This is a genomic window from Pantoea sp. V106_11, from assembly GCF_029967885.1.
GTDB lineage: Bacteria > Pseudomonadota > Gammaproteobacteria > Enterobacterales > Enterobacteriaceae > Pantoea > Pantoea ananatis.
Genome location: NZ_JASCAK010000020.1, coordinates 579,590 through 593,069, shown reverse-complemented (window position 1 = coordinate 593,069; position 13,480 = coordinate 579,590). Strand labels below are relative to the sequence as shown.

At 53.9% G+C, this 13,480-nt stretch carries 13 protein-coding genes and 5 other RNA genes; 11 read left to right on the top strand and 7 right to left on the bottom strand.

Features of this window, described 5'->3' with window-relative positions; all coding sequences use genetic code 11:
• From QLG08_RS04150 to xthA, 6 genes are all read left to right on the top strand, one after another.
• Positions 1-82, top strand: a non-coding RNA gene (locus tag QLG08_RS04150) — RtT sRNA; the annotation flags it as partial.
• A 41-nt stretch (positions 83-123) separates the two neighbouring features.
• Positions 124-251, top strand: a non-coding RNA gene (locus QLG08_RS04145) — RtT sRNA.
• Between the two features lie 41 nt (positions 252-292).
• Positions 293-420: non-coding RNA, RtT sRNA (locus QLG08_RS04140), on the top strand.
• Positions 421-461: 41 nt separating this feature from the next.
• A non-coding RNA gene (locus QLG08_RS04135) (RtT sRNA) lies at positions 462-589 on the top strand.
• A 41-nt stretch (positions 590-630) separates the two neighbouring features.
• Positions 631-733, top strand: a non-coding RNA gene (locus QLG08_RS04130) — RtT sRNA.
• 112 nt (positions 734-845) lie between these two features.
• Entirely contained in the window at positions 846-1,652 is an 807-nt protein-coding gene (gene xthA / locus QLG08_RS04125) for an exodeoxyribonuclease III (protein ID WP_013025977.1), read from the top strand.
• A 35-nt stretch (positions 1,653-1,687) separates the two neighbouring features.
• Here xthA and QLG08_RS04120 read toward each other — a convergent pair whose 3' ends face one another.
• From QLG08_RS04120 to QLG08_RS04110, 3 genes are all read right to left on the bottom strand, one after another.
• Entirely contained in the window at positions 1,688-1,951 is a 264-nt protein-coding gene (locus tag QLG08_RS04120; RefSeq protein ID WP_230957802.1) for a YnjH family protein, read from the bottom strand.
• Positions 1,952-1,983: 32 nt separating this feature from the next.
• Complete coding sequence (locus QLG08_RS04115; protein ID WP_022623227.1) at positions 1,984-3,900, bottom strand: DNA topoisomerase III; 1,917 nt, start codon at positions 3,898-3,900, stop codon at positions 1,984-1,986.
• 249 nt (positions 3,901-4,149) lie between these two features.
• Positions 4,150-4,701 carry an NAD(P)H nitroreductase gene (locus QLG08_RS04110; RefSeq protein WP_013025980.1) on the bottom strand — a complete coding sequence of 184 codons (552 nt, stop codon included), beginning with the start codon at positions 4,699-4,701 and terminating at the stop codon, positions 4,150-4,152.
• 173 nt (positions 4,702-4,874) lie between these two features.
• Between QLG08_RS04110 and sppA the strand changes: the two genes are divergently transcribed.
• The 3 genes from sppA (at position 4,875) to pncA (ending at position 8,461) form a co-directional block, all read left to right on the top strand.
• A complete protein-coding gene (sppA, locus tag QLG08_RS04105; protein WP_014605713.1) occupies positions 4,875-6,737 on the top strand; it encodes a signal peptide peptidase SppA in 1,863 nt (620 codons plus the stop codon).
• A gap of 85 nt (positions 6,738-6,822) precedes the next feature.
• Positions 6,823-7,836, top strand: coding sequence for an asparaginase (ansA, locus tag QLG08_RS04100; protein WP_013025982.1), 1,014 nt, complete (start codon positions 6,823-6,825; stop codon positions 7,834-7,836).
• A 16-nt stretch (positions 7,837-7,852) separates the two neighbouring features.
• Complete coding sequence (gene pncA, locus QLG08_RS04095; protein ID WP_013025983.1) at positions 7,853-8,461, top strand: bifunctional nicotinamidase/pyrazinamidase; 609 nt, start codon at positions 7,853-7,855, stop codon at positions 8,459-8,461.
• A gap of 83 nt (positions 8,462-8,544) precedes the next feature.
• Here the strand turns inward: pncA and QLG08_RS04090 are convergent, their stop codons facing one another.
• Together QLG08_RS04090 and msrB are read right to left on the bottom strand one after the other, a co-directional pair.
• A complete protein-coding gene (locus tag QLG08_RS04090; RefSeq protein WP_013025984.1) occupies positions 8,545-8,826 on the bottom strand; it encodes a DUF1315 family protein in 282 nt (93 codons plus the stop codon).
• A gap of 2 nt (positions 8,827-8,828) precedes the next feature.
• Entirely contained in the window at positions 8,829-9,239 is a 411-nt protein-coding gene (gene msrB / locus QLG08_RS04085; RefSeq protein ID WP_013025986.1) for a peptide-methionine (R)-S-oxide reductase MsrB, read from the bottom strand.
• 340 nt (positions 9,240-9,579) lie between these two features.
• Between msrB and gapA the strand changes: the two genes are divergently transcribed.
• Together gapA and QLG08_RS04075 are read left to right on the top strand one after the other, a co-directional pair.
• On the top strand, positions 9,580-10,578 hold the full coding sequence (gene gapA / locus QLG08_RS04080; RefSeq protein WP_014593833.1) for a glyceraldehyde-3-phosphate dehydrogenase: 999 nt from the start codon (positions 9,580-9,582) through the stop codon (positions 10,576-10,578).
• Positions 10,579-10,650: 72 nt separating this feature from the next.
• Positions 10,651-11,529 (top strand): D-hexose-6-phosphate mutarotase, encoded by an 879-nt coding sequence (locus tag QLG08_RS04075; RefSeq protein WP_238493383.1) that lies wholly within the window; start codon positions 10,651-10,653, stop codon positions 11,527-11,529.
• Between the two features lie 8 nt (positions 11,530-11,537).
• Here the strand turns inward: QLG08_RS04075 and QLG08_RS04070 are convergent, their stop codons facing one another.
• Positions 11,538-12,389, bottom strand: coding sequence for an aldo/keto reductase (locus tag QLG08_RS04070; RefSeq protein WP_238493384.1), 852 nt, complete (start codon positions 12,387-12,389; stop codon positions 11,538-11,540).
• 70 nt (positions 12,390-12,459) lie between these two features.
• Complete coding sequence (locus tag QLG08_RS04065) at positions 12,460-13,209, bottom strand: MipA/OmpV family protein (RefSeq protein ID WP_013025990.1); 750 nt, start codon at positions 13,207-13,209, stop codon at positions 12,460-12,462.
• Positions 13,210-13,480: the final 271 nt, after the last annotated feature.

The following is a 13,480-nucleotide window of genomic DNA, read 5'->3' as shown; positions in this document are numbered from 1 at the left end:
GTCGAGCATCGCGAGACAACGCGCGTCAGCGCGGCCCGCAGGGTGAGGCGCAACGCGCCGAATAATCCTTCTCCCACCACCATCTTAAATATTCTCCTGATCTGCCCAAGATAATCTCAATCACCATATTCTTCGGGGAGAGGGATGAGAACCTTCGACTAAGGTTCGGGTCGAGCATCGCGAGACAACGCGCATCAGCGCGGCCCGCAGGGTGAGGCGCAACGCGCCGAATAATCCTTCTCCCACCACCATCACGAAAATTCTGCCCTTCTGCCCAAAAAAACCAAACCATCATAGTTATCTGGGGAGAGGGATGAGAACCTTCGACTAAGGTTCGGGTCGAGCATCGCGAGACAACGCGCGTCAGCGCGGCCCGCAGGGTGAGGCGCAACGCGCCGAATAATCCTTCTCCCACCACCATCACGAAAATTCTGCCCTTCTGCCCAAAAAAACCAAACCATCATAGTTATCTGGGGAGAGGGATGAGAACCTTCGACTAAGGTTCGGGTCGAGCATCGCGAGACAACGCGTATCAGCGCGGCCCGCAGGGTGAGGCGCAACGCGCCGAATAATCCTTCTCCCACCACCATCACGAAAATTCTGCCTTTCTGCCCAAAAAAACCAAACCATCATAGTTATCTGGGGAGAGGGATGAGAACCTTCGACTAAGGTTCGGGTCGGGCAACGCGCGCAAGCGCGGTCCGCAGGGTGAAATCATCCTCTTGAACCCGCTTCCCGCTTTCTGACTGAGCCTGTCCACCACTCGCTGAAATTGCCCTGCTCTGCCATGACTTTTCCTGTAAAAATCGCTACCATCCTGCCTATCATTCGCTGAAGGTCATCTCATGAAATTTATTTCATTCAACATTAACGGCTTGCGGGCTCGCCCTCACCAACTTGAAGCGCTGGTAGAAAAACATCAGCCGGACGTCATCGGACTGCAGGAGACCAAAGTTCATGACGATATGTTCCCCTTAGAAGACGTGGCTAAGCTGGGCTACAACGTGTTTTACCATGGTCAAAAAGGGCATTACGGCGTGGCGCTGCTGACAAAAGTCCAGCCGGTATCCGTGCGACGCGGCTTCCCGGGCGATGACGACGATGCTCAGCGTCGGTTAATCATGGCGGAGATCCCCAGCCCGATTGGCGATATTACGGTAATTAACGGCTATTTCCCCCAGGGCGAGAGCCGTGACCATCCGACAAAATTTCCGGCGAAAGAGAAGTTTTATCGCGATTTGCAAAGCTACCTGAGCGACAGCCTGGCGGCCGATAAGCCGGTGCTGATCATGGGTGATATGAATATCAGCAGCACCGATCTCGATATCGGTATTGGAGAAGACAGTCGCAAGCGCTGGTTGCGTACCGGTAAATGCTCTTTCCTGCCGGAAGAACGTGAATGGATGGATCGCCTGCTCAGCTGGGGCCTTGTTGATACCTGGCGGGCACAAAACCCTGAGATTAACGATCGCTTTTCGTGGTTCGACTACCGTTCAAAAGGCTTTGATGACAATCGCGGTCTGCGTATCGATTTGCTGCTGGCCAGCACCGGGCTGGCCTCACACTGTATTGAAACAGGCATCGATTACGAGATTCGCGGTATGGAAAAACCGTCCGATCATGCGCCGGTCTGGTCAACCTTCCACTTCTGACAGGATCCTGACGCGTGGTGAAATGCCACGCGTACTTATTTCACTATTTTCCAAATCAGATTATTGGTTCCCAACGACTTCTCATCGCGCGCGCACTGTAGCAGGACACCTTCCGATTTCACCACTGCGCCTTCTGTGTAATTTCGGTTTTCAAAAATACAGCACTGCAGACAGTTTTGCTGACTGTTTTGCCCCTGCGTCCAGACTTCCGGTGGCATATCCACGATCACATCGGTATTGGTGCCACCTGCCGCGCCCTGCTGATGATAGTTAGCATGCGCGGGGCTGCAGGCAGCCATTGCAACCAGAATTAGCCAGGCTGATTTACTCATTATTCAGTTTCCTTCGTTTTACGCCCTGCTTTACGCGGTGGACGTTTTTGGCCGGTGGACGGTAAACCACGAAACGCCTGTCCCGAGGGCTGCTGTCGCGCCTGCTGAATAAGCCCGCTCAGCGTCTGCACCAGGGGTTGCATAAATTCATCATAGCGACAGGCCTTTTCACTGATACGCGTCAGGGTTGATTCCCATTGCGCCGTCATGTCCGGCCTGGCGGCGAGATCCGGTAGCGAGTGGATCAGCGCTTTGCCTGCATCAGTAGAATGAATATAGCGCCCTTTCTTATGCAAAAACGAACGACGGAACAGTAATTCAATAATGCCTGCGCGCGTGGCTTCCGTTCCTAAACCATCGGTCGCACGCAGCACTTTCTTTAATTCTTTATCCTGCACAAAGCGCGCAATGCCGGTCATGGCCGAAAGCAAGGTCGCGTCGGTAAAGTGGCGTGGCGGTTGTGTCTGTTTCGCCAGCACCTCACCCCGCTCGCACAGCAGCTCATCGTCTTTCGCTACAACAGGCAGCGGCATGCCATCGTTTTCTTCATCGCGCTCTTTGCCACCCAACAGCGCACGCCAGCCCGCCTCCGCCAGAAAGCGCGCTTTAGCCACAAATTTACCGCCCGCGATATCCAGATCGATGGTGCATTTGCGGAACACGGCATCCGGACAAAATTGCATCAAATACTGACGCGCAACCAGTCCATAAATCTGCTGTTCGTTTTCATTAAGTTTCACTGCGCTGGCGCGCGCGGTAGGAATAATGGCGTGGTGCGCATCCACTTTTTTGTCATCCCAACAGCGATTTTTTCGATCTGCATCAAAGTCTGCTGGTGGAGTAAGACCGGATTGATGGGACTGGATCGCATTGAGCACCGCATGACGGCCGGCAAAATGCTCATCGGGTAAGTAGCGGCTATCAGAACGTGGATAGGTGATCAGCTTGTGGGTTTCATATAACCGCTGGCAGATGTCCAGCACCGCCTGCGCACTCAAACCAAAGCGCTTTGCCGCCTCGATTTGCAGGCTGGAGAGTGAAAACGGCAACGGCGCAATGTCGTTTTCTCGCTTGTCACTGTAGGCGGTAACGATAGCGGGCTGACCGCTGATGCGCGCCACCACATGTTCCGCCAGTGAGCGTTTCAGCAGGCGACCTTCTTCATCCTGCCAGGGTTCACAGGCTTCACTGGGGATCCAGTTCGCGGTAAACCGGCTCTCATCCGGCGTGACGATGTGCGCTTTCACTTCAAAGTAATCCTTTGGGACGAAATTCGCGATCTCTTCATCCCGTCGCACCACCAGCCCCAACACCGGCGTTTGTACGCGTCCAACGGACAACACGCCATCATAGCCCGCATTCCGGCCCAGCAGCGTCCAGGCGCGGGTCATATTAATACCGTAAAGCCAGTCGGCACGTGCTCGCGCCAGCGCGGACACGCAGAGGGGAATAAATTCGCGATTCTCACGCAGCCGGTTGATAGCCCGCTCCACAGCCTGTGGGTTAAGATCGTTAATCAGACAGCGCTGCACTTTACTGCGTTTCTCAGCGGGAAGCTGAAGGTAATCCAGCACTTCATCCACAAGCAGCTGGCCTTCCCTGTCCGGGTCGCCGGCGTGCACCACTTCATCGGCCTGGGCCAGTAAGCCTTCCACCACTTTGAGTTGTTTTGCCACCGAAGGACGCGGCTGCAAACGCCATTTTTCAGGAATAATCGGCAGATCGACCAGCGACCAGCGCGCATAGCGGCTGTCGTACACATCAGGCTGCGCCTGCTCCAGTAAATGCCCCACGCACCAGGTGACTATCTGGTCATTGCCGCAGGCGATAAAGCCCTCACCACGCCGGTGCGGTTTAGGCAGTACATCGGCAATGGCCCGTCCAAGGCTGGGTTTCTCTGCAATAAACAAACGCATTAAATCGGGTAATCCTTAACGTCAGCAAACAACAATGATGACAACGCACTACCGGTCAACAAACAGTCGGCAACATGATGCCTGCGCCTCAGTCCAAAGAACGGTTACATCATGCGCACAGGCTGGAAGAGAGTATGCGCTGCCAGATGAAGCAGCGCTATGGTAGCCTGGCGGCGCGCGGCTGATAAGCGCGCCGGGTTCAATGCTGAACTGTTCGCACAATAACCGCGCAAACCCGCTCAGGGGCGATCAGAAATAGCGCACGAACGGCGCAGTGTCGGGATGTATCACGGTGGTGTTGGATTTCAGCTGGGGCGTGCCTAAATAGAGAAAGCCCACAATCGCGTCCTGCTCACGGCAGCCAAAGGCCTCGCGTACCTGGGGATCGTCAGTCCAGGCCCCACTTCGCCAGATACCATTAAACCCCTGTGCGACCGCGGCCATTTGCATAGCCATCACGGCACAGCTTGCAGATGCAATTTGCTCCCAGCGTGGCACCTTGTGGTTCAGTTCACAATGGGCCACAACCGTAATGATCATTGGGGCACGATACGGAGCCTGGCTGGCTTTATTGATGGCCTTATCATCCAGTTGATTGTCACGTGCCGCCTTTTCCAGAAGCTGGCTTAAGCGATCGCGTCCACTGTTTTCAACTATGATAAAGCGCCACGGTTGTAAGGTGCCGTGATCGGGCGCGCGCATGGCTGCGCGCAGAATGTTATCCAGCGCCTCGCCGCCGGGAGCCGGATCCGCCAGACGGGAAGCCGAACGGCGATTAACCAGTAATTCAAGTGCATCCATGTTTTTCTCCAGTGGGGTAAAAGCATGCGTAATCCTGGCACAGGTGGATTTTTTGTAACAGTCCTGGGTGATTTCCTGCTGACTTTTGTTTCGCCGCTCTTTAGGATGAGGTCGTCAACGGAGACCTGGACCGCTAAGCGGCGATTTCCGGTTATATCAATATGGAGAGTGTGATGCGCACATTGTGGCGAATAATTGCTGGCCTGTTCCGCGGGATCTGGCGAGTGCTGAACTTTATCAGGGAATTAATTCTTAATTTATTCCTGATTTTTTTAATTGTCGTGTGTGTCGGGATCTGGCTTCAGGTCAGTGGTTCAGGCAGTCATTCTGCTCCCATACAGCAAGGTGCGTTAAAAGTTGACCTGACCGGTGTGCTGGTCGATAAGCCTTCCGTCAGTAATCGCCTGAGCAAAATTGGCCGTCAACTGTTAGGCACCAGCAGCGACCGACTGCAGGAAAACTCCCTGTTTGACGTGGTCGATGCGATCCGTCAGGCAAAGGATGACAGTAATATCAAAGGCATGGTGCTGGACCTGCGTGACTTTGCCGGTGGCGATCAGCCCTCGCTGCAGTATGTGGGCAAAGCGCTGCGCGAATTCAGGGAAAGCGGTAAGCCGATTTATGCGTTGGGCGACAGCTACAGCCAGGCTCAGTACTACCTTGCAAGCTATGCAACAAAAATCTATCTCTCGCCTCAGGGTACGGTTGACCTGCATGGTTTCGCCACCAACGGGTTGTACTACAAAACGCTGCTTGAAAAGCTGAAAGTCAATTCACACGTCTTCCGTGTTGGAACCTATAAGTCTGCCGTTGAGCCTTTCCTGCGCGACGATATGTCACCTGCAGCGCGCGATGCGGATACCCGTTGGGTTGGCCAACTCTGGCAAAATTACCTGAACACCGTATCGGCTAACCGTCAGATTACGCCTGAGCAGCTGTTCCCTGGTGCAACGGCCATTATCGCCGGCCTGCAGGCCGTTAAAGGTGATACGGGTCAATACGCGCTGGATAACAAACTGGTCGACGTTCTGGGTTCACGGGCCGATGCCGATCAGATGTTAATCAAGACCTTTGGTTTCGATAAGCAGAGTAGCGATTATCGCAGCGTCAGTATTTATGACTACAACGTGAAACCGGACGCCACTCAGCAGAAAGGTAATATTGCCGTGATCATGGCCAGCGGCGCCATCATGGATGGCGATGAAACGCCGGGCAACGTCGGTGGCGATACCACGGCGGCGCAGATTCGTGATGCACGCCTGGATCCGAAAATCAAAGCGATCATTCTTCGGGTCAACAGCCCGGGCGGTAGCGTGACGGCCTCGGAGGCCATCCGTGCCGAACTGGCTGCAGCGAAAGCGGCCGGGAAACCGATAGTGGTGTCAATGGGCGGCATGGCGGCATCCGGTGGATACTGGATTTCAACGCCAGCCAGCTACATCATCGCCAGCCCGAGTACCCTGACCGGCTCTATTGGCATCTTCGGCGTAATTAATACCCTGGAGAACAGTCTGGCCAGTATTGGTGTGCACACGGACGGCGTGGCGACATCGCCTCTGGCGGACGTCGCCAGCACTAAGGCGCTGCCCCCCGAGGTTCAACAGCTTATGCAGTTGACCATCGAAAACGGCTATCACAACTTTGTTGGTCTGGTTGCCGCCTCGCGTCACAAAACGCCGGAGCAAATTGACGCCATCGCCCAGGGACATGTGTGGACCGGCAGTGATGCGAAAGCTAATGGCCTGGTCGATGCGCTGGGGGATTTTGATGACGCAGTGAAAAAAGCCGCTGAACTGGCGAAGGTTTCCCAGCCGCAGCTTGACTGGTACCAGGAAGATCCCGGCTTTATTGATTTGATGCTAAATCAAATGAATGCCTCCGTGCAGGCTGTTCTGCCTGACCCGATCAAAGCCTGGCTGCCTGCGCCGATGTTCGACGTAATGAGTGCAATGCGACGTCAGCCTGGCCTGTTCGACCATCTTAACGATCCACAAAACCGCTATGCCTTCTGCCTGACCTGCGGCGAAGTGCGATAAACCTCTCAGCCCGACCGCTGGTCGGGCTGCTTTTCCCTGCCATTGCCCTTATACTGCGCGTTTTACGGCAAGTCTGAGTACACCTATGCAAAAGAAAAACATTTACGTTGCCTATACGGGCGGTACTATCGGTATGCAACGTTCCGCTCAAGGTTATATTCCGGTTTCAGGTCACCTGCAGCAAGAGCTGGCAAAAATGCCGGAATTCCATCGCCCGGAAATGCCTGACTTTACGATTCACGAATATCAGCCCCTGATCGACTCGTCCGATATGACGCCTCAGGACTGGCAGTCAATTGCCGAAGATATCCGGCGTAATTACGATCGCTACGACGGTTTTGTGATTCTGCATGGCACAGATACCATGGCTTTTACCGCCTCCGCCCTGTCGTTTATGTTGGAGAACCTGGCCAAGCCTGTCATCGTAACCGGCTCGCAAATCCCCCTGGCAGAACTGCGCTCGGACGGTCAGCAAAACCTGCTGAATTCACTCTATGTCGCCGCTAACTATCCGGTTAATGAAGTGACGCTGTTTTTCAATAACACGCTCTATCGCGGTAACCGCACCACAAAAGCGCATGCTGACGGGTTTAATGCCTTTGCCTCACCCAACCTTTCTGCGCTGCTGGAAGCCGGCATCCACATTCGTCGTCTGAACACGCCACCCGCGCCACAGGGGAAAGGTGAACTCATCGTTCATACCATTACGCCACAGCCTATTGGCGTGGTTACCATTTACCCCGGTATTTCCGCCGATGTGGTGCGCAACTTCCTGCGCCAGCCGGTTAAAGCCCTTATTCTGCGCTCTTATGGCGTGGGTAATGCGCCGCAGAACGCTGAGTTTCTCTCTGAACTGCAGCAGGCCAGCGAGCGCGGCATTGTGGTCGTTAACCTGACGCAGTGTATTTCCGGCAAAGTTAACATGGGCGGCTACGCGACGGGCAATGCGTTGGAGCATGCAGGCGTGATCAGCGGTTTTGATCTGACGGTAGAAGCGGCCCTGACCAAACTTCACTATCTGTTAAGTCAGGATCTTTCAAGCGAGCAAATCCGTGCCAAAATGCAGCAAAACCTGCGTGGCGAACTGACAGAAGACTAAAACGGAGCAAACGGGAATGAAACGGGCACTGATCATTATCGATATTCAGAACGACTTCTGCCCCGGCGGCCCAATGGCCGTGAGAGAAGGCGATCACACCGTCGCGGTAGCAAATCGCTATGCCCGTGCCTTTCATGAGAAAGGCGAATGCGTAGTGGCCTTGCAGGACTGGCACCCGGCCAATCATGGCAGCTTTGCTTCTGTCTCGGGCGAGCCGGTTTATACCCTGGGTGAGCTCAACGGTTTGCCTCAAATCTGGTGGCCCGATCATGGTGTTCAGCATTCGGCGGGCGCTGATTTTCATCCTGGTCTCGATCGCAGCCTGTTTGATGCTGTTTTTCACAAGGGCCAGGATCAGGATGTCGACAGCTACAGCGCTTTTTTTGATAACGGCCATCGCCGTAAAACGGAGCTGGACAGCTGGTTGCGTGAACGCGGCATCAGCCATCTGGTTATGCTGGGGCTGGCAACCGATTACTGTGTGAAATACAGCGTTCTGGATGCACTGGAACTGGGCTATCAGGTGGACGTGGTCGCCGAAGGCTGCCGCGGGGTGAATTTGAATCCTGAAGACAGCGACATCGCACTGGCCCAGATGGCCGCCCAGGGTGCGGTCATTGTCTGACGTGCTCCGGGCTGGCAGCGTGCCAGCCCGTCATCCACGCTAAACGCTTCTGTCAGCACCCTGACAGAAGCACCTTATCAGACTTAATGCAGGTTGATACGCGTGACGTCTGGTTCGATACCAAACTCTTCTTTCAGCTGCCTTTTCGATTTGGTGACCATCTCACCGTCTTTTCCGATGGTCATATGCTGAGGTGCATCGTTATGACGTGCCTGCCACATCATCACCAGTTGCAGGCTGTTATCACGCTGCTGCTGGGTAAGCGCTACACCGTCCGGCCATTTTCCGGTTTCAACGGCCACAACAAGACGCTCATAAATTTCAGGCGTCAGGGCTTCAAGCATGGCTTCAAGTTGCTGTTTCATGATTATCCTTGGGTCTCCTCACCTTGCTGATCTGTAAAGTTCAGCGAGGCAGAATTGACGCAGTAACGCTCGCCTGTCGGCTGGGGGCCATCCGGGAAAACATGCCCCAGGTGCGCATCACAGCTGCCACAGCGGATTTCGATGCGCTGCATACCATGGGAATTATCTTCCAGATAGCGAATGGCCTCATCGCTTACCGGCTGATAAAAACTCGGCCAGCCACAACCTGAATCGTACTTGGTATCAGACAAAAACAACGGCGCATTGCAGACCAGGCAGTGATAAATCCCTTCCTGCTTGTTATGCAGCAGGGCACCGCTGTAAGGCGGCTCCGTTCCTCGCTGTTGAGTCACATAGCGTTGCATCTCAGTCAGTTGGGCAATTTTTGCTTCGGGTGCGGTTTCTTTAGGCATTTGAGCAATTCCGGGATGTCATTCTGTAAAAATCGACTAGTATTCTAACAAACGATCAACATTAATCGGGTCTTTTTTTGTGCTCAACCCTTCAGTCAGTATCTCACAAGGTGGATTTGTGAACTCGATCACCTTTTCTCTGGTATATCCCTATATATTCGGCGAAGGATTCAACAGAGCACGCCGTTTACCGCTGAGCGCAAGCGGTTGCGGCCCCAATAATTCCTGTCTGGTGGATTGACCTGTCGCAACAATTGACACGATTCCGCTTGACGCCTGGTAAGGTTTTTGTAATTTTACAGCCAACCTTTTATTCACTAACAACTAGCTGGTGGAATATATGACTATCAAAGTAGGTATCAACGGTTTTGGCCGTATCGGTCGCATCGTTTTCCGTGCTGCTCAACAGCGCTCTGACATCGAAATCGTTGCTATCAACGACCTGCTGGACGCTGATTACATGGCGTACATGCTGAAGTACGACTCTACTCACGGCCGCTTCGACGGCACCGTTGAAGTACAGGACGGCGCTCTGGTTGTTAACGGTAAGAAAATCCGCGTTACTGCTGAGAGAGATCCGGCTAACCTGAAGTGGGATGAAGTCGGCGTTGACGTTGTTGCTGAAGCAACCGGTATCTTCCTGACCGACGAAACGGCACGTAAGCACATCACTGCGGGTGCTAAGAAAGTCGTTCTGACCGGTCCGTCTAAAGATGACACCCCAATGTTTGTTCGTGGTGCAAACTTCGACAAATACCAGGGCCAGGACATCGTGTCTAACGCCTCTTGTACCACTAACTGCCTGGCACCACTGGCTAAAGTGATCAATGACAAGTTCGGTATCGTGGAAGGTCTGATGACCACCGTTCACGCAACGACTGCAACGCAGAAAACCGTTGATGGCCCGTCTCACAAAGACTGGCGTGGCGGTCGTGGCGCGTCTCAGAACATCATCCCTTCATCTACCGGTGCGGCCAAAGCCGTAGGTAAAGTGCTGCCAGAACTGAATGGCAAGCTGACAGGTATGGCGTTCCGCGTTCCGACGCCAAACGTTTCTGTTGTTGACCTGACCGTTCGTCTGGAAAAAGCCGCATCTTACAAAGAAATCTGTGCAGCGATCAAAGCAGCAGCAGAAGGCGAAATGAAAGACGTGCTGGGCTACGTTGAAGACGACGTGGTTTCTACCGACTTCAACGGCGAAGTGCTGACTTCAGTATTTGATGCGAAAGCGGGTATCGCGCTGAATGACAACTTCGTTAAACTGGTTTCCTGGTACGATAACGAAACCGGTTATTCAAACAAAGTTCTCGACCTGATTGCGCTGGTTTCTGCTAAATAAGGCAGCCAGACACTAGAGAATAAGGGTGACTTCGGTCACCCTTTTTTTGATCCCTTTCGTAAGGAGTCGGGCATGCAAGACAAACTTTTTTCTCTTCCCGTCATTAAACAGATTACGCCTTACCTGTCACAGCGTCAGGTGGGCGAACTTCCGACTATCGTCGTCAGTCATCCCCGCGTGCGCGCAGCTATCACGTTACAGGGCGCGCATCTCATCGCCTGGCAGCCCAGCGGGGAGAAACCTGTCCTGTGGCTAAGTGACAAAAGCCCCTTCTCACCAGGCAAAGCGATTCGAGGCGGCATTCCCATTTGCTGGCCCTGGTTTGGCCCCGCAGGTGAACCCGCACACGGTTTTGCCCGTAACCAGTCGTGGACGCTGTCCGCCCATGACGAAAACGAAGATGGCGTTATCTTGACGCTGGTGCTGGAAAGTAATCCGCAAACCCTAAAGCTGTGGCCACATGAATTCACGTTAATCGCCCGTTTCCGCCTGGGGCAGCACTGTGAGATCGAACTGGAAGCCTATGGCGACTACACGTCCACCGCCGCCCTGCACAGCTACTTTAACGTGGCGGATATCAACGACGTAGAGGTGTCGGGTCTGGGTGAGCACTATATCGACAAGGTTAACGACAATCAGCCAGGCACGGGCGACGGCAAACAGCGCTTTACCACCCGGGTTGACCGTATTTTCACCTCGGCCAATGACTGTTCGGTGATTAACGATCAGGCTGGAAAGCGCCAGATTGAAGTCTATCACCACCATCATAGTGACGTTGTCACGTGGAACCCCGGCGTCGAACTCTCCTGCAGTATGACGGACATGCCCAACGAAGGGTATAAAACCATGGTGTGCGTGGAAACGGCGCGAATCAGCAAGCCGTTACGCAGCGCGGGCGAAAAACCGGCCCGGCTGGCCACCACGATCCGCCTGAAAGGGAAAGTGAATTAACGCTTAATTCACACCACGTCCAGGGGCATTTTATGCCGCGGTGGCGGGAAAGCCTTGTCGATCAGGAAACACGCCTCATCACTCAGGGTGATATCCAGTGCCGCGGCATTTTCCCGGACGTGCTGAAGGGAACTGGCTTTAGGAATAGCCATCACGCCGGGAGCGCGGATTACCCACGCCAGAAGCAGCTGTGCAACCGTCACGCCTTTCTGCTGAGCCAAAGCGACCAGCGTGGGCTCAGAGAACAAATGGCGGCGCAGCCGCCCTGCCTGTGCCAACGGACAGTATGCCATGATCGGCACAGCACGCTGCTGACACTGCGGTAACAGGTCGTACTCAATACCGCGAGAGGCGAGATGGTAAAGGACCTGATTCGTCGCACATGCTTCGCCCCCGGGTTCGGCCCAGAGCTCGTCCATATCATCGCTGTCAAAATTTGAAACGCCCCAGTGAACAATCTTCCCCTGCTGTTGAAGCCTTTGCATGGCGCGAATCGTCTCTTCCAACGGGACGCTGCCGCGCCAGTGCAGCAGATAGAGATCAATACGGTCGGTTTGCAAACGGCGCAGGCTGGCTTCGCAGGCCGCTATCGCATCATCTTCACCGGCATTCCATGGGTAGACTTTCGATACCAGCAGCGCGCTATCGCGGCGCCCTTTTAATGCCTCGCCGACCACCTCTTCCGCTCTGCCATCGGCATACATTTCTGCCGTATCGATAATTTTCAGGCCTGCATCCAGACCCGCCTGAAGCGCTGTGACTTCCTGCTGACGGCGAGCGCTGTCCTCGCCCATGTACCAGGTTCCGAGGCCAATAGCCGGGATGCCCTGGTGACCCGCAACATCGAGACGTTGTGCCATTTGACTCTCCTGCACTGTTGTAGAGCAGACAAACGATCAGAGGGCAACGCCTGCCCTCTTAGGGTGCAAATCAGAAGCTGTAACTGACACCGGTCCAGATTGTGAACTGCCCACTTTTATCGACCATAGGGCTGTCTTTGATTTCACTGGCAAAACGCGTATAGCGACCGGACAGGTTGGCATTCCACTGCGGCGTAATACTGTAGCTGGCGTTCAGCTCAGCATAGGGCGACCAGCTGTCATCAGGATGGTAGCGGCTGATGCCGGTGCGATCGCTCTCATTGCCGGAAACACCATAGTAGTAGCGGTTTTGGTTCGCGCTGTTCCACATCGCCCCGATGCCCGGTGTCAGGGTAAAGTCACCGAAGTTGAAGCGGTAGAGATAGGTCAGGTCCCAGATGATCCCGTTGCTGTTGTTGAGCAGGTCGCCCAGCAGTGAGGTACGGATAATCCCCCAGTCTGCAGTATGTCGGTAGGTTGCCCCGCCCATCAGCGTCATACGGCGCTTATCCAGCCCTTTCATATCCCCCAGATCGTTATCACCGGGGTCATACTCCTGGGGCGAGCCGAGCAGGGTCAGAGACAGCTGATCCTGCGGGTCTTTCCACAGGTAATAGCCGCCCTGCAGCGTGTTAAACCAGAAGTTTTCTCCTTCATAATTGATGATGGGCACCGGCAAATAGCGGTCCTGCCCACCCCGGTAAGGCGACTGGGCATAAATCACTGATGCGCCAAGCGATAAAGGCGCGGCCTGTACTGAATGCCCCAGAAAATAACAAGGGATAAGCGCGATAAGCGTGTTAAGTTTGAATTGGTTCACAATTTATTCATTCCATAAATATAACAATCACTCATACAGTCTAACGCTTTTTACAGACTGAATTAACCTTATATGAAAATCATCTACCGCATTTATGGCGGAATGTGGCATAACCGGGTTGGAGGCATCACAAATTCGCCATTACCCTGTCAAAAAGGTTTCGCAACAAAATGATTTTGTTATTGATATGTGGCTCACTAATCAAAAATCTATGATGAAATTTTCTGAATGCCTTCTACAGTTAAACTTAATACCCGAGGTTTTGTTGCAA

Excerpts from the sequence above, each read along its gene's own strand:
- xthA (WP_013025977.1), top strand. The coding sequence starts at position 846 with ATGAAATTTATTTCATTCAACATTAACGGCTTGCGGGCTCGCCCTCAC.
- msrB (WP_013025986.1), bottom strand. The coding sequence starts at position 9,239 with ATGCCTAAAGAAACCGCACCCGAAGCAAAAATTGCCCAACTGACTGAG.
- QLG08_RS04120 (WP_230957802.1), bottom strand. The coding sequence starts at position 1,951 with ATGGCTGCCTGCAGCCCCGCGCATGCTAACTATCATCAGCAGGGCGCG.
- gapA (WP_014593833.1), top strand. The coding sequence starts at position 9,580 with ATGACTATCAAAGTAGGTATCAACGGTTTTGGCCGTATCGGTCGCATC.
- QLG08_RS04115 (WP_022623227.1), bottom strand. The coding sequence starts at position 3,900 with ATGCGTTTGTTTATTGCAGAGAAACCCAGCCTTGGACGGGCCATTGCC.
- sppA (WP_014605713.1), top strand. The coding sequence starts at position 4,875 with ATGCGCACATTGTGGCGAATAATTGCTGGCCTGTTCCGCGGGATCTGG.
- pncA (WP_013025983.1), top strand. The coding sequence starts at position 7,853 with ATGAAACGGGCACTGATCATTATCGATATTCAGAACGACTTCTGCCCC.
- QLG08_RS04070 (WP_238493384.1), bottom strand. The coding sequence starts at position 12,389 with ATGGCACAACGTCTCGATGTTGCGGGTCACCAGGGCATCCCGGCTATT.
- QLG08_RS04075 (WP_238493383.1), top strand. The coding sequence starts at position 10,651 with ATGCAAGACAAACTTTTTTCTCTTCCCGTCATTAAACAGATTACGCCT.
- QLG08_RS04090 (WP_013025984.1), bottom strand. The coding sequence starts at position 8,826 with ATGAAACAGCAACTTGAAGCCATGCTTGAAGCCCTGACGCCTGAAATT.
- ansA (WP_013025982.1), top strand. The coding sequence starts at position 6,823 with ATGCAAAAGAAAAACATTTACGTTGCCTATACGGGCGGTACTATCGGT.
- QLG08_RS04110 (WP_013025980.1), bottom strand. The coding sequence starts at position 4,701 with ATGGATGCACTTGAATTACTGGTTAATCGCCGTTCGGCTTCCCGTCTG.